We start from the raw sequence: 15,854 nt of genomic DNA, 5'->3' as shown, positions 1-15,854 counted from the left end.
GGATCTTTTCATGGAGGGAAGGAAGCTAGGAGCTGTGAACATTAAAGAATGCAGTTATTGGCTTTAGAGGTTTTTTCTCTTTCAGGCAGACAAGCGATTCCGTCATAGTGGCTTTGCAATCGGTCAATTTGAGGGCTTTAAGACGATTGTCATGTCCGAACTCTGGCTCGCTCACAATACCAACACCGATTTCTGCCGCGACAGCTTCGCGAGCAGCTTCCCGCCCTTGAACTTCCATGACGATGTTCATGTGCAGATCCGCATTCCTAAATTCTTCCTCTGTGTGATCGCGGGTTCGAGACCCAGGCTCACGAATGATCAACGGGTAATCGGATAGCTCTTTTAAGGTGATTGTATCAGTTTTCGCGAGCGGATGAGATTTAGCGACAAAAGCGACCAATGGATCTTCGCACAGTGTTATGGCGTGAAATCTTGGATCATTTGGCATGTCTGCAACGATCCCGATGTCATAAGAAAAATCCAAGAGGCCGGCGATGATTTGATCAGCAACACCCATCCTAAGGCTGACAGAAATACCACCAAAACTTTTCTTAAATTTGCCAATTAGGGGTATGATGTGAAGAGGCGTGTCGGCAGCCACATTGATGTGACCTTTTTCCAGACTTTGATGGGCATTCAAAAGATCAATGGCTTGTGTTTCCAGCTGAAAGGATTTTTGGGTGATTTCCAACAGTTGATGACCTAGCGGTGTTAGTTGGACGGTCCTTTTGTGCCGGTTAAATAGGAGGACGTTAAAGCGCTCTTCCAGTTTCTTGACTTGATCGGAGACAGCCGGCTGAGTAAGGCCAAGATGATCAGCTGCCTTTGAGAAGCCGCCTTGGGTTGCAACGGCATGAAAGGCCCTGAATTGGGAGTAGTACATATCTAGAACTTATATATGACATAAAATAAAAAGCTTTGAATTATACTATTTCTTGAGTTACCGTCAGGGTCAAGCATTATTCCAGGTTTTCTGATCATATGCGGCAGTTTGTGAATTAATTTCGCTATGATGTGGATTTTGTGCAGTTTTTTGGTAAAATGCTTTTTCAATTCCAAAAAATCCCAAAAAATAAGCGGATTTGGAGTTGAAAATTGGGAGGTCGTCATAAAACCATAACAGTTTGCGAGCATGAATAAGCCGGCAAGCAACAAAGCGGGTTGTGAGTAAATGCAACGCAAAGCTTATTTATGTTTGGATGATTTAAATGTGCCAATACAAAGGGGATGCACACATGAGATCTAGTCGTTTGAAGTCCATCATTGCGGGCGCCGTTGGCGCAGTAGTTGGGACAGTTGCAATGGCAACAGCAGTTTCTGCTGAAGAATTGACCGTTTACACGGCGGTTGAGGCAGAAGATCTTAAGAAATATGCGAAACGCTTCAACGAAGACTACCCGGATATTAAAATCAACTGGGTTCGTGATTCTACTGGAATTATCACGGCAAAGCTTCTAGCCGAAAAAGAAAATCCACAGGCTGATATCGTTTGGGGCCTGGCAGCAACAAGCCTGATGCTTCTTAAACAGGAAGGCATGCTTGAAGGTTATTCTCCTGCAGGTGTTGATAAGCTGGATCCTAAATTTAAGGATAAAGCAAACCCAACAACATGGACTGGTATGGATGCTTGGGTTGCATCTGTCTGCTTCAACACAGTAGAGGCGGAAAAGGCTGGCCTGCCGATGCCAAAGTCCTGGAAGGATTTGACAAAGCCTGTTTATAAAAACCAGGTGATCATGCCTAATCCAAACTCTTCAGGAACAGGTTTCCTGGATGTGTCTTCCTGGCTCCAACTTTTCGGTGAGAAAGACGGTTGGGCATATATGGATGCCCTGCATGAAAACATCGCTCGTTACACGCATTCCGGCTCCAAGCCTTGTAAGCTGGCTGCTGCTGGTGAAATTCCAATCGGTGTTTCCTTTGCATTCCGTGGTGCAAAATCCAAAGCTAAAGGTGCGCCTTTGGAGATTATCGTTCCTACAGAAGGTGTCGGTTGGGACATGGAAGCAACTGCTATCATTAAAGGCACAAAGAAACTGGAAGCAGCCAAGAAGCTTGCTGACTGGTCAGTAACCAAGAAAGCCAACGAAATGTATAACGAAGGTTATGCTGTAGTTGCTTATCCAGGTGTTGCGAAACCAGTGAAATTCTTCCCTGAAAACATCGCGTCAGCCATGATTGACAATAACTTTGAATGGGCTGCATCTAATCGGAAGCAGATCCTTGCTGAGTGGCAGAAACGTTACGATTCCAAATCTGAAGCCAAATAAGATTTGGTTTAAAGGGTCAAGGCCTTCGCTTGAGTGTCAGGCGAAGGCCTTTTTTAGATGTTTATCGCGGTTCCCCAGCCGTTTAGTAAAGAGCATGTTTTATGATGAATGAAAATTCCGGCACAGTTGGCGGATCCTATCTTGAGGTTCGCAATGTCACCAAAAAATTTGGCAGTTTTACGGCATTAAAAGATATTTCACTGGATGTGAACGAGGGTGAGTTTGTCTGTTTCCTAGGACCTTCCGGTTGCGGTAAAACAACATTGCTCAGGGCAATCGCCGGTTTGGATATTCAGACTCATGGGGCCGTTTTTCAGGCTGGTAAGGAAATTTCGAATTTACCAGCATCAGAACGGGATTTTGGGATCGTGTTTCAGTCCTATGCCCTGTTTCCCAACCTAACTGTTAATGACAATGTGGGGTATGGGCTGGTTAATATCAAAACCGGAAAATCGAAAATTAAGGAGAGAGTAGCCGAGCTCCTTGAACTCGTGGGTCTACCTGAGCAGGGAGATAAATATCCTTCTCAGCTTTCAGGTGGCCAGCAGCAGAGGGTTGCGCTGGCGCGCGCTTTGGCGATGTCACCGGGTCTTCTCCTGCTAGATGAACCGCTTTCTGCGCTGGATGCGAAAGTGCGGGTACACTTGCGCCATGAAATGAAAGAATTGCAGCGTCGCCTTGGGGTTACAACAGTTATGGTGACCCATGATCAGGAAGAGGCCCTGACAATGGCCGACCGAATTGTTGTTATGAATAACGGCGTTATTGAGCAAGTTGGAACGCCAGAAGAAATATACAGAAACCCGGCTAGTGCGTTCGTTGCCGAATTTGTCGGTACAATGAATTTCCTAAATGCAACGAAGGGACCAGACAGAAATATCAAGCTGGGGGATTATACACTCAGCCTGAATGAGGAGGAGCGTCAGAAATTAAACGGTTCTGAAATCCTCGTCTGTATTCGACCGGAAGATATCGTAGTTCGTGGCGTTGGCGAAGAAACTGAAAACTCGCTGCGGGTAGAAGTTAAGGATATGGAGTTCTTGGGCTCTTTCTGGCGGGCGACACTGGACTATGGTGATGGTGCGTCCGAAATTCTAGCTGATTTTTCCATCAATCTGGTCAGGGATCATAATATTCAGCGAGGCGGTGAGGCCTATATATCGGTGCCGTCAGATTGTATTCATATTTTCCCGGCTGAGGCGAACTCATGACTGATCAAGCCTTATATTCAGCGGAAGAGGTGAAGCCAAAGCTCAGTCGCGACGATTGGGTGATGAGAGCTTTCATTCTTGGGATAGGTGTGTGGCTGGTTATCACCTTGTTACTTCCGCTCTATGCCATGCTGTCCAAAAGCTTTCAAAACAAAGATGGCGGCTATATTGGGCTGAGTAACTATGTTGAATATTTTTCTACACCTGCGCTTTTTAACAGCATTGAGAATAGCTTCTTTATTGCTATCGTATCCACCATTATCACGATCTCTCTGGCGTCAGTTTTTGCCTTTGTATTAGCCAGATCAACAATTCCCTTCAAAGGAATGTTCAAGGGAATTGCGTTGCTACCCTTGCTAGCGCCATCACTTCTTCCTGGCATATCCTTTGTATATCTGTTTGGCCGGCAAGGCGTCTTGAAAGATTTACTGGGTGATTACAGCATCTACGGCCCAATCGGTATCGTGATGGGAGAGGTCTTTTACACGTTCCCGCACGCATTGATGATCCTGATCGCAGCATTTTCAATTGCTGATGCCCGTCTATATGAAGCAGCTGACGTTCTTCGAACAGGAAGAATTCGGACCTTTTTTACGGTTACGCTTCCAGGGATCAAGTATGGGCTAATTAGTGCCATTTTTGTTGTCTTCACACTGGTCATTACTGATTTTGGTATTCCGAAGGTTATTGGTGGGCAGTTCAACGTTTTGGCGACCGACATCTATAAACAGGTTATCGGTCAGCAGAATTTTGAAATGGGCGCAGTTGTAAGTGTTGTGTTGCTGATCCCAGCCATTGTTGCGTTTATGGTGGATCGCTTCGTTCAGCGAAAACAGGTGGCGATGCTGACGGCGCGGGCCGTTCCGTATGAGCCGAAACCACATTTTTGGTTGAATACGGCTTTCTTTATCTATTGTTGTGTCATTGGCGTGATGATCATCGGGATTATTGGCATGGCAGGCTACGCGTCCTTTGTCACCTTCTGGCCTTATAATCTGGAGCTATCGCTCAATAACTATAACTTCGACATCATGGATGGAGGAGGGTGGGACTCCTTTTATAATTCCCTGAAAATGGCCGCATATAGTGCGATATTCGGAACTGTGATCATCTTTACCGGCGCGTATATGGTTGAGAAAGCAAAAGGTTTTAGCCTGATGCGGTCAGTAATCCAGTTTCTGTGCATGATCCCGATGGCGGTTCCGGGGATGGTTTTGGGCCTGGCATATATCTTCTTCTTCAATCACCCGGATAATCCGCTCGGGTTTATCTACGGGACGATGCCGATCCTGGTAATTGTGACTATTGCTCACTTTTACACAGTTAGTCATCTGACTTCGATGACGGCATTAAAACAGATGGATCCGGAATTCGAGACGGTTTCCGCTTCTTTAAAGGTGCCATTCTATAAAACCTTTATTCGAGTTACGGTCCCTGTATGTCTGCCAGCTGTTCTTGATGTGTCGATTTATCTGTTTGTGAACGCAATGACGACCGTTTCCGCAGTTATTTTCCTTTATTCATCTGATACGTCACTGGCCTCAATCGCTGCCTTGAATATGGATGATGCAGGAGATGTGGCACCTGCTGCGGCCATGTGTATGGTCATTGTAGCCACATCTGCGACTGTGCGAGTCCTTCACGCCATTTTGTCGAGAGGCTTGCAGATGAGAACACAGGCTTGGAGGAAGCGGTAATGTCCTCAACCTTGCGTCCTCATCAATCAGAGGGGGACGTCAATTTATCTCCCCGACGTCGGGAGTGGGCTGAACAGAATATTGATGAAACCTCTAAATCCCTGCTAGAAAGAGATGCCAAATCTTTTCTCCATCAGTCCGTTTCGACCCCGTGTTTGAATACGATTTCAAAAGCAGAAGGTCCCTACATCTATGATGGTCAGGGACGTAAGCTTCTCGATTTTCATGGTAACAATGTTCATCATATCGGATATGGCCATCCTAAGTTGAAGGAGGCGATTACCCGGCAAATGAACGACCTTCCTTTCGCGCCTCGGCGTTTCACTTGTGAACCTGCTGTGGAGTTGGCAGAAAAACTGGCGGCGGTATCTCCAGGTGATCTATCCAAGGTACTTTATGCAACGGGTGGATCCGATGCGATTGAGATGGCTTTAAAAGTAGCTCGGGCCAAGACTGGGCGCTTTAAAACAATCTCTTTTTGGGATGCGTTTCACGGAGCCGGTTTTGGGGCTTCTAGTATCGGTGGGGAACAGCTCTTTAGGGGGCAGGCGATCGGACCACTACTTCCGGGAACAGAACATGTTGCGCCATATGCCTGCTATCGTTGCCCCTATGGATATGAAGTCAATGCGCAGGGAGAGCCCGATCTGCCAACATGTAAAATGACCTGCGCCAACATGGTTCGCTACGTGCTCGAAAAAGAAGGGAATGTTGCTGCTGTGATTGCGGAACCGGCGCGTGCTGTACCCTATACACCGCCGCCAGGTTTTTGGAAGGAAGTCCGGCAGGCCTGTAATGAAGCAGGTGCACTCCTAATTTTTGACGAGATCCCCACAGGGCTTGGAAAAACAGGACGCTTCTTCGCCTGTGATCATGATGAAGTCGTGCCTGATATTCTTGTTATGGGGAAGGCTCTTGGCGGCGGGATCTTGCCAATCGCCGCAACCTTGTGCCACCCAGATTTGGATGTTTTAGGTGAATATGCCATTGGACATTATACCCACGAGAAAAACCCGGTTACGACCCGAGCAGCTTTAACGACTATTGAAATTATCGAAGAAGAAGGGTTGGTTGAGAATGCTGCAACCGTTGGTGTGTATGCACTTGAGCGGATGCAAGATATGAAGGCTAGATTTCCAGTGGTTGGGGATGTAAGAGGTCGCGGTTTTCTGTTGGGCATGGAACTGGTCACTGATCAAGAAACGAAAAATCCGGCAACTGATACAGCTGAAGAAATTCTTTATAAGTCATTTGATGCTGGACTTAGTTTCAAGACAACAATGGGTAACGTGCTGACGTTTACCCCATCCTTGGTGACGTCTTTGAAAGAGATGGAATTTGCCATGGACGTCATTGAAAATGGACTTCGAGATCTCACTTATTAATATCATCAAAACTTATAAAATCGATCGTAAATAGCAATTTGACTTATTTGTTGGATGGGCGCCTTATAGCTTCAGATTATAGAAATAGCCTGCAATAAGGAGCAGTAGGATGAGCAGTCATTCTATCACGAAAATGGAATATCATACATCTGAAGGGACTTTTCAGGTTGGGGAAGAGCCTTATCTGCTGACACCAGGTCCTTTGACAACAGCAATCTCCACTAAAGCTGCGATGTTGAAAGACTGGGGGTCCTGGGATGATGATTTCAAGGCCGTTACTGCCGAAATTCGTAGTCGTCTTATTGCGATGTGTGGGGGGGAGGGAACATACGATTGTGTTCCCATGCAAGGGAGTGGGACCTTCTCGGTTGAGGCAGCCTTGGCATCGTTCATTCCTAGAGACGGAAAAGCTCTTGTTCTGATGAATGGCGCTTACGGCGGGCGTGCTGCCAAGACGTTAGAATATATTGGTCGGGACTATATCGCGCTTGATAAGGGCGATTATCTACCGCCAATGCCTGAAGAGGTGGAAGCAATCCTGAGCGAAAATCAGGACGTAACGCATGTTGTTGCCATCCATTGCGAAACCAGTTCCGGTATTCTGAACCCTTTAAAAGGCATTTCCGATGTGGTTCAGGCTGCGGGCCGCAAATTGATTGTTGATAGCATGAGTGCTTTTGGCGCTTTGCCTATTGATGTCTCTGATATTCCCTTCGAAGCCCTGGTCTCCTCTGCTAACAAATGCATCGAAGGTGTTCCAGGATTTGGGTTTGTGCTTGCCAAGAAGGCTGCTCTTGAAGCGGCTGAAGGCAACAGTCATTCGTTGAGCCTCGATCTTTATGATCAGTGGTCTTATATGAATAAAACTGGACAGTGGCGTTTTACACCACCTACCCACACTGTTGTCGCGTTTTTGGAAGCTCTTCGTCTGCATGAGGCAGAAGGAGGTGTCGCTGGGCGAAACGCGCGTTATGTTTCGAATAGAGATATATTGGTTTCGGGTATGCGTCGAATTGGTTTCGAAACCCTCTTGGAAGATGAATGGTTATCGCCTATTATCACGACATTCTTTAGTCCACGTGATCACAAATTCGACTTCAATCGGTTTTACAATGAAATCAAGTCACGTGGGTTTATCATATACCCTGGCAAACTGACAGTAGCTGACAGCTTTCGTGTAGGGTGCATCGGTGCATTGGACGCAACTGTTATGAAGGGCGTGCTAAAAGCCGTTGAAGAAAGCTGTGCAGTGATGGGAGTAACCGAATTTGGGCCTCCCGATGGAGTGAAATAGAACGAAATTGCATGCAACAACAGTACTGATAAGCCTGTTTGGTGGCGTCGCCCTACTTTTGTGGGGCCTGAGAATGGTAAATACTGGCGTCACCAGAGCTTATGGGCGAGAACTTGGTAAAATTCTCAATTTCAGTTTAAAGAACCGGTTTAACTCTTTTCTTGGCGGCCTTGGGGTCACCATGTTGTTGCAAAGCAGTACCGCCACAGCATTGCTGACTGCTTCGTTCGCAGGGCGCGGAATGGTCGCGGCTTCGGCCGGTATTGCTGTCATGCTTGGCGCCGATGTTGGTACAACACTGGTTGCGCAGGTTTTGAGTTTTGACCTTTCCTGGCTTGCTCCAGTTCTTTTGTTCCTTGGATTTATACGCCACTCAACCGCAAAATCGACGCGTGCAAAGAACTTGGGCCGTATTATGCTCGGCCTGGGGATGATGCTGACAGCGTTAAAGCTGCTTGTCGCCGCTTCTGAGCCAATTCGGGACTCTGAGGTCGCTCAGTTTGTCTTCAGCTCTTTAAGTGGAGAGCCGGTCATGACGGTACTGATCGGTGGACTTCTGACTTTCGTGGCGCATTCCAGTCTTGCGACAGTTTTGTTCATTTTAACTCTCGTTAAAACTGGCGGGATTCCGCTTGATGTGGCGTTTGCTATGATTTTGGGGGCAAACCTTGGGGGAGCACTTCCACCGCTACTTGCGACGTTGAATGCAGATGCTGCGTCAAGACGTCCTCCACTCGGCAATTTGATTTGCCGGTTGACTGCCGTGATTGTCGTGCTTCCTTTCCTGACTCTGGTGCAGGCAGAGATGGCTCGTCTCACGCCAGATATCACCCGTCAGGTAGTGAATTTTCATACCTTCTTTAATTTAGGTTTAGCTGCCTTCTTTATTTTCTTTACGGGACCAATGGGCCGTTTAACTGAAATTCTCGCCCCTGAGCGGGCATTGACTGACAGTAATGCGCCTGGACCCATTCACCTTGACCGCGCAGCTCTTGAAAGTCCTCAGTTGGCGATTGCAAATGCAATCCGTGATACTTTGCGGCTTGGGGATGTCGTTGAACAAATGTTTCGTAATTATCAGGTGGCATTTGAGAAGAATGACCCTCAGCTTCTAGAGAAGGTTAGGGATGCGGACGAGAGCATCAAAGAGTTTAACGCTGGCATCAAAAGCTATCTAACTGAACTTGGGCGGGAAAGTCTGGAAGAGGAAGATGAAGCCCGCTGTACAGAGATCATGACGTTCACGACCAATATGGAAAATATTGGAAATATCGTAGTCTTGAACATGGCCGAGCTTCTTGAGAGAAGTCGGGTCGATCAGGTGGTTTTCTCAAAAGAAGATATTGATGATCATCATAAACTCTTTGAAATGTTATTGAACAATCTCAAGCTATCTTTCACGGTTTTCCTCACTCAAGAAGTCGGGCAAGCCACAAATTTGCTGTCTGGGAAGCAAGCTTTGAGAGACAAGGAGCGTAAAGCCGTTAATTCACACCTTCAAAGGCTTCGTCAGGGTCCCGGTATGGATGAAATGTCCAGTGGCCTGCATCTTGGTTTGTTAAGTGATCTTCGTCGGATTAATTCCATGATTACGGCGGTTGCCTATCCGGTACTTGCGAAAGAGGAGAAGAAAAAGAAGTCAGCTCTTCAAAAAAATGAAACAAAAAAGAAGGACAAGTCGAAGAAGAAGCTGAAACCGGAACACAAGCTTTAAGGAGTGAGGAATGCGCTCACCTGAATTGGAGGTAAAGTCGCTGACAGTTTCAGATGCAGATCGACTTTTGGCATTGTCGCTCTCATTGGACTGGGACTTTACTCTAAAATACTGGCAGGTACTTTTAACGCTGGGACAGGTTGTTGGATGTTGTGATGAGAATGGAGAGCTTGTCGGGACGGCGTCTTTCATTTGTTATTCAGATCAATATTGTTTTGTCGGCGCCGTGATTGTAGCCGAACATATGCAGGGTCAGGGTATTGGTAAATCATTGATGGCGGAACTTCATCGCCGGATTGATAAACTCGGGTTACCAGCAAAATTGATTGCGACAGAAGAGGGGTTTCCGCTCTATCAAAAGCTTGGCTATGAAGTCGTGGATCATTGTACGAAAATGGTCATTGAAGAAAGTCAGGAGAAGCCCGCTTTGCCTGAACTGCCGGGAGTGACATTCCGTCCCATAACTGCAGAGCTTAGGGGAAAGATACAAGAGTTTGATGCGCAATTTTTTGGGGGGGATCGCACCCATGTCTTAAGCGCACTGCAGCAAGCTGAATATCCAGGCATAGTCGCCTTAGACAAAGCATCAGAAAGGGTGCTCGGCTTTGCTATGATGATCGATCGTTTCGAACATCTTTGTATCGGGCCATTAGTGGCAGAAACGGAAAATCTTGCGATCGCACTTATTCAAATGATGATTTATGGTCAGTCCAGAGCTATTCGTACGGACAGCTTATCTGATAAAGCGTCCTTCCGAAGCCGCCTAAGCGACTTGGGTTTTAAGCAAGATCAAACATCCCCAATGATGTTGCGTAGCCAGACAGGGTTTCATCAGGCGCGAGAGCAAGTCTTTGGAATAGTCACTCAGGCTATCGGGTAGCTTTTGGCCTCTCAAAGAAGAGGGAGAAGCCGGTCTGGATAATCTGTGATAATTGCGTCAACACCCCAATCCAGGAGTGGCTTGGCTGTTTCAGCATCATTAACTGTATAAATCAACAATTTGATACCTGCTCCTTGAACTGACTTCACGATCTCTGGCGTGACAAAGTCTTTGTCCATATGAAGACTGACGGCGCCAACGGCTTTAAGTCGTCGTTCCCATTCATCGGGTAAGACGTCTGTCAAATAGCCTCTGGGAATTTCAGGGGAAATTTCCTGGACAACTTCAAGGGCTTCGATATCAAATGAGGAAATCAGTGTTGGGGGTGACTTCTCACCCAGGGTATTGAGTTCCTCGAGGACTTTGCGTGCCGTTGGAACTTGCCAGCCTTCAAGAGGTTTGATTTCTAGATTAACACTCATTCCGAGTTCAACCAATCGCTTGAAAGCTTCCGTCAGAGTTGGAATACGGGCATCTGCAAACTCTGGTGCAAACCAGCTTCCGGCATCCAGGGATTGTATTTCAGAAAGTGTTTTTAGGCGAACCTTACCTTCTCCGTTGGTGCAGCGCCGAACATTATGGTCGTGACAGATGACGCATTGGTCATCACGTGTGAGCATGACGTCAATTTCAACAGAATTGGTTCCAAGCTCTAATGCCTTTTCCATTGAGGCAATTGTATTTTCCGGAGCATGTCCACACGCACCTCTATGGCCGATAATTCTCGGCATTACTTTAAAAAACTGATTGGACATGGATTGCTCCTGAACGGGTCGAGTGGGTATCAAAATAGGGTTTGTTGTTCGTCTGTTATCGCCCAATTTATAGGAGAAATACCATGCTCCTTCAAATAGTTATTTGTTGCAGAAAAATGTCCATTTCCGAGAAAACCCCGATTGGCAGATAAAGGGGAGGGATGAACACTTGTGAGGACCAAATGCTTGGTAGGGTCAATTAATTTTGCCTTGGCGATAGCATGATTTCCCCACAAGAAGAAGACCAGGTTCTGGCGCTCCCTGTTCAGTGTTTGGATGACTTCATCGGTCAGCCTTTCCCAGCCCTTCTTTTGGTGGGAAGCGGCTTTTCCTTGCTCAACTGTTAGAACCGTATTGAGCAGAAGTACCCCCTGGTTAGCCCAGCTCTGTAGGTTTCCATGTGTTGGAATTGGAAGTCCAAGATCTCTCGATATTTCTTTAAAGATATTTTTTAGAGACGGTGGGGTTGGAACTCCTCGCTTAACCGAGAAGGCGAGCCCATGAGCTTGACCAATCCCATGGTATGGGTCTTGTCCAAGAATAACGACTTTAACATCGGGTAAGGGGGTGGATTTCAGAGCAGTAAAAATTTCAGCCTTGGGCGGTAGAATGACCTTTCCAGACAAATATTCCTGTTCAAGAAACTTCTCAAGATTTTGCATAGGCTCACTTTGAAAAGTCGAAGTGAGATGCTTATCCCATGTCGGTTCAATTGTCGTAAACTGCATCATCTTATTAGTAAAATCATCGTTTTTTGAATGGCTTAATTAACGTTCTTAAGTCATTCTGGTATTTCATTCGAACCAAACTACTGCTGCGAAAGATGGATGCCAAGTTGATTATCTTTCGTATAGAAAAATTGGGTTTCAATTAAGTTTGCCTTTTAAAGTTAGACTTGACTTGTTTCTAAATTATCGCATCATTGTTTGTGTACATATAAAGGGACTGAGCATGGGGGACTATATTCGGCCAACGGAGCTTGAAAATGCTTTGTCCGTCTTGTCAAAAGGCGGATGGAAAGTCCTTGCGGGGGGCACGGATTATTATCCGGCCAAAGTTAATCTTAATCTCGACGATAATATTCTAGATCTTACGGCCCTTGAGAGTCTCAGAGGCATCTCAAAGCAGAATAACGGATGGTTGATAGGGGCTACAACCACGTGGACAGATGTTGTTCGCACCAATCTGCCAACCTTATTTGATGGACTGAAAAGTGCGGCAAGAGAGGTTGGGGGTATCCAGATTCAAAACAGTGGAACCGTCGGCGGAAATATTTGCAATGCATCCCCTGCTGCAGATGGTGTAGCGGCGCTTATTGCTCTAGATGCTGAGGTTAAAATTATTGGCCCTAACAGTGAGCGGAAACTTCCTTTAAAAGATTTTGTTTTGGGCAATCGGAAAACCGCGTTGGCCGCCAACGAACTTTTAAAGGGAATTTGGATCCCAGAAATTAAATCTGAAAATCTATCCAGTTCATTTTTAAAACTGGGTTCTCGCAAATATTTGGTCATCTCGCTTGTCATGGTTTCTGGCGTCGTAGGTTGGACATCTGATGGAACAATTACAGATATTCGCATCTGCCTGGGTGCATGCTCCCCGGTTGCCACTCGTCTCCACAAACTGGAGCAATCTTTACTCGGAAATCAGCTGACTTCTGATCTTGCACAAAAAGTTGAGGATCACCACTTCAATGAGCTTCACCCGATAGATGATGTTCGTGCGTCTGCAGAATATCGCATTGAGGCAGCCCAGATACTGGTGAAAAGACTGTTGTCGGGATCCTTGATGATCAGGAAATTGTTCGCTGCGATGCCTGCCCCGTTCTTTGTCGCATTCGCAAAGGCAAAAGTGGAGCCTGTGATCGTTATGGGAATATTGAAGGCAAATTGACACGATTGGATCCGCTTGTCGTGATGGAGCGTGGTGGCGCAGCTGTGCCGCTTCCAGAGTCTCCAGATCAGTGGGACGGTGAATTGCTGGCATCGTCTATCATGGTAACGGGTGTCGGCTCTGGTACAACCTATCCAGATTATAAACCTGCCCCATTTATTGTCGGTGCCGAGATTAATGGTGCGGATACAGTGACTGTCGTATCTGAGGGGGTATTCAGTTATTGCGGCGCTAAAGTCAAGATCGATACCGACCGGTATGTGGGGCCGGAAACAGCTCCCGTTTATGCGAAGGGAGAGCAGGTAGGTCATGTCACAACAGCTGAATATGGCAGTCAGATGCTGTCTATTGGCGGGGTGCGCCATCTAACCGGGGGATCGAAGAAAGAGGGGCGTATCACCTGCGATACGCTTCTCAGCCTTTGTAACCGGGAGGCAGTGGAGCTCACTGTTGAGGGAGGAGCGGAGCTTGTTGTCCAAGCTGGAGAGCCACCTGTAATTGATGGTACCCGTGAAGAGCGGATGAGGGTTGGCTGCGGGTCTGCTACGATCGGGATTTTTGCCCCCCAATGGCATGGAAAGGTAGATGAGGTGATCGTTGTCGATGACCATATCACCGGTGTTTTGAGTGAGCATCAGGCAGGGCAGTTTTTAGAAATGCCGGTTTCTGGCATTCGGGTTCGTGGCCGTCGTTCCACACCTGGTCGGTATTTTCAGGTTGCTGACCACGGTGCAGGGTGGGGCGGGACGAATGTAACCAATCCGCTTGATATTATCGATCGGATTGAACCGGACAAAGCCTTTCCAGGTATGCGATTACTCATGGTTTCAACAACGGGCCAAGATAGTGCTTGGTTTGTCCTTGATGAAAATTTGAATCCTGTTCAACAAGAGATGCCTGAGGAAATTTCTCTGGCCGTTGAGAGGATTGCTGAGAACTGTGAGCCAGCGCTTTGTTCTGTGTTGTTTATGGCCGGCGCAGGTGGGTCACTCAGGGCTGGGGTCACCGAGAACCCGGTTCGATTGACCAGATCAGTGAAAGATCATTTGACGAATGTCACTTGCGGTGGGGCTGAGACATTTATTTGGCCGGGCGGCGGAATAACCTTCATGGTGGATGTCTTGAAAATGCCTGAGAACTCATTTGGCTATGTACCGACCCCGGCCATTGTCGCCCCCATCGAATTCACAATGACCAAGCTGAATTTTCAAGCTTTAGGGGGGTATTCGAACCGGATCGTAACGGTTGATGAAGTCCTGAGCCGAGAAGCCGGCAGACTTGAGAAGCGTGAGACTTGAACGATGTATGCGCCTGCAATAGCTCGGTTGATGAAAGATGGAAAGCGGCTGCATTTACAGCATGGTCCGTCTGATCTGATCTGTGAAGCCTGGGGAACGCCAGAAGCTGTTGCAGCTGCATATAACGAAGTCTCCCGGTTTTTTGAAACGGTTTTAGAGGGATTAGTGGCAGATCTAGCAACGTTAAGACAGCCAGCACCAATTGTTCCAGTTTCCATTAGGAGCCCAATTTCAAAGCGAATGATTGAGGCGGCTAATCTGTTTTCAGATTATCATTATGTGACGCCCATGGCAGGTGTGGCTGGTGCCATCGCAGATGCCGTTCTGAGGAAGATAAGTGCCATAAAAGGTATTGAGAAAGCCTATGTGAATAACGGTGGAGATATTGCTGTTTATTTAAAACCGGATCAGGAGTTTAAAGCTGCCATCGTTAATAATCATGATGATCCAAGTTGGAATGGCACAGTTCATATTAAAGCTACAGATCAGATTGGTGGAATTGCAACCTCCGGATGGCAAGGAAGATCTTTTTCCTCTGGTATTGCTGACGCTGTGACTGTGTTGGCATCTAATGCCGTCTTGGCTGACGTGGCTGCGACCCTGATTGCGGGGGACGTTTTTGTTAAGAGCAGCGCCATCAAACAGACCCCAGTCTTTGAGTTGGATCCTGATAGTGATCTTGGGGATCGGTTGGTTACAACTGATGTCGGGGAACTGACTGACCGAGAAATAAACAAAGCATTGTCGGAAGGTGAAAAGACGGCCAAACTGTTTCAGTCTGCTGGATTAATCGGCGGGGTATACATATCCCTAAAGGGTGAGGTTCGGCAATTCTCACAACAGCGAACAATAATAAGGGAGAGAGTGGCATGAGTGATCTGGTAAAGGTACGCAAAATTATTACCGAAGTTGAAGAGGTCTGGCATGAAGGTGGTCCAGTTTTAGAAGCACCGATTTTAAAAGGCTCGATTTCGGCCGTTGTCGAAAACCCGTACGCTGGAAAATATGTGGAAGATATTACGCCTTTCATGGATGCCTTAAAGCCGTTGGGGCTTAAGCTTGCAAATCGTTTGATTGATGCCTTGGGCGGGGATGCAACGAAGATTTGCAGTTATGGCAAAGGTGCCATTGTTGGGGAAGACGGTGAAATGGAACATGGCGCTACATGGCATGTTGCGGGTGGCTATGCCATGCGCGAAGCCCTTGGAACTGCTCATGCCATAGTGCCTTCCAGCAAGAAAGTCTCTCATGTCGGTGGTCGTCTTGATATTCCGCTGACCCATAAAGATGCCTCCTATGTTCGAAGTCATTTTGATGCTTTGGAAGTGGGGATAGGGGATGCACCGCGTCGCGGGGAAATTCTATTTGCGCTGGTCATGGCAACAGGTGGCCGTGTTCATGCCCGGCTTGGCGGCCTAGCCGCAGAGGATATTTCAGAGTTCAATGGCTTAAGATAAGCC

General features: G+C 47.0%; 14 protein-coding genes. 11 read left to right on the top strand and 3 right to left on the bottom strand.

Translation table 11 applies throughout. The features are described from left to right. Positions 1-25: 25 nt before the first annotated feature. A complete protein-coding gene (locus HH301_RS14215) occupies positions 26-883 on the bottom strand; it encodes a LysR substrate-binding domain-containing protein (RefSeq protein ID WP_169569690.1) in 858 nt (285 codons plus the stop codon). A 418-nt stretch (positions 884-1,301) separates the two neighbouring features. Here HH301_RS14215 and HH301_RS14210 point away from each other — a divergent pair, with 418 nt between their 5' ends. From HH301_RS14210 to HH301_RS14180, 7 genes are all read left to right on the top strand, one after another. Beyond that, positions 1,302-2,270, top strand: coding sequence for a putative 2-aminoethylphosphonate ABC transporter substrate-binding protein (locus HH301_RS14210; RefSeq protein ID WP_420821190.1), 969 nt, complete (start codon positions 1,302-1,304; stop codon positions 2,268-2,270). Positions 2,271-2,374: 104 nt separating this feature from the next. Then, entirely contained in the window at positions 2,375-3,481 is a 1,107-nt protein-coding gene (locus HH301_RS14205; protein WP_169569969.1) for a putative 2-aminoethylphosphonate ABC transporter ATP-binding protein, read from the top strand. After that, positions 3,478-5,178 (top strand): putative 2-aminoethylphosphonate ABC transporter permease subunit, encoded by a 1,701-nt coding sequence (locus HH301_RS14200; RefSeq protein WP_169569688.1) that lies wholly within the window; start codon positions 3,478-3,480, stop codon positions 5,176-5,178. Before HH301_RS14205 ends, HH301_RS14200 begins: the two co-directional genes overlap by 4 nt. Beyond that, the gene (gene pbfA / locus HH301_RS14195; protein ID WP_169569687.1) at positions 5,178-6,563 is read left to right on the top strand and encodes a (R)-1-hydroxy-2-aminoethylphosphonate ammonia-lyase; all 1,386 of its coding nucleotides are present in this window, start codon (positions 5,178-5,180) and stop codon (positions 6,561-6,563) included. The genes HH301_RS14200 and pbfA overlap by 1 nt, the downstream gene beginning before the upstream one ends. 133 nt (positions 6,564-6,696) lie before the next feature. After that, the gene (locus HH301_RS14190; protein WP_169569968.1) at positions 6,697-7,857 is read left to right on the top strand and encodes a 2-aminoethylphosphonate--pyruvate transaminase; all 1,161 of its coding nucleotides are present in this window, start codon (positions 6,697-6,699) and stop codon (positions 7,855-7,857) included. 7 nt (positions 7,858-7,864) lie between these two features. After that, on the top strand, positions 7,865-9,571 hold the full coding sequence (locus HH301_RS14185; protein ID WP_169569686.1) for a Na/Pi cotransporter family protein: 1,707 nt from the start codon (positions 7,865-7,867) through the stop codon (positions 9,569-9,571). A gap of 10 nt (positions 9,572-9,581) precedes the next feature. Continuing rightward, positions 9,582-10,451, top strand: a complete 870-nt coding sequence (locus tag HH301_RS14180) for a GNAT family N-acetyltransferase (RefSeq protein WP_169569685.1) — start codon at positions 9,582-9,584, stop codon at positions 10,449-10,451. Between the two features lie 11 nt (positions 10,452-10,462). Here the strand turns inward: HH301_RS14180 and HH301_RS14175 are convergent, their stop codons facing one another. Both HH301_RS14175 and ung read right to left on the bottom strand, forming a co-directional pair. Beyond that, positions 10,463-11,206 carry a glycerophosphoryl diester phosphodiesterase gene (locus HH301_RS14175; protein ID WP_169569684.1) on the bottom strand — a complete coding sequence of 248 codons (744 nt, stop codon included), beginning with the start codon at positions 11,204-11,206 and terminating at the stop codon, positions 10,463-10,465. Between the two features lie 29 nt (positions 11,207-11,235). Continuing rightward, complete coding sequence (ung, locus tag HH301_RS14170; RefSeq protein ID WP_169569683.1) at positions 11,236-11,937, bottom strand: uracil-DNA glycosylase; 702 nt, start codon at positions 11,935-11,937, stop codon at positions 11,236-11,238. A 220-nt stretch (positions 11,938-12,157) separates the two neighbouring features. Here ung and HH301_RS14165 point away from each other — a divergent pair, with 220 nt between their 5' ends. From HH301_RS14165 to HH301_RS14150, 4 genes are read left to right on the top strand one after another with little or no spacing between them, the layout of a single operon-like run. Continuing rightward, positions 12,158-13,096 (top strand): FAD binding domain-containing protein, encoded by a 939-nt coding sequence (locus tag HH301_RS14165; RefSeq protein WP_169569682.1) that lies wholly within the window; start codon positions 12,158-12,160, stop codon positions 13,094-13,096. Then, complete coding sequence (locus tag HH301_RS14160; RefSeq protein WP_169569967.1) at positions 12,985-14,394, top strand: 6-hydroxynicotinate reductase; 1,410 nt, start codon at positions 12,985-12,987, stop codon at positions 14,392-14,394. Before HH301_RS14165 ends, HH301_RS14160 begins: the two co-directional genes overlap by 112 nt. Positions 14,395-14,397: 3 nt before the next feature. Then, positions 14,398-15,267: a UPF0280 family protein gene (locus tag HH301_RS14155; RefSeq protein ID WP_169569681.1), complete on the top strand. Its 870-nt coding sequence runs from the start codon at positions 14,398-14,400 to the stop codon at positions 15,265-15,267. Beyond that, a complete protein-coding gene (locus HH301_RS14150; protein ID WP_206378341.1) occupies positions 15,264-15,851 on the top strand; it encodes an amino acid synthesis family protein in 588 nt (195 codons plus the stop codon). Before HH301_RS14155 ends, HH301_RS14150 begins: the two co-directional genes overlap by 4 nt. The last annotated feature ends 3 nt before the right edge of the window (positions 15,852-15,854 follow it).

The organism is Sneathiella limimaris (assembly GCF_012932565.1).
GTDB classification, from domain to species: Bacteria; Pseudomonadota; Alphaproteobacteria; order Sneathiellales; family Sneathiellaceae; genus Sneathiella; species Sneathiella limimaris.
The sequence above is the reverse complement of the archived record's forward strand: the minus strand, read 5'-3'. Positions and strand labels throughout refer to the sequence as shown.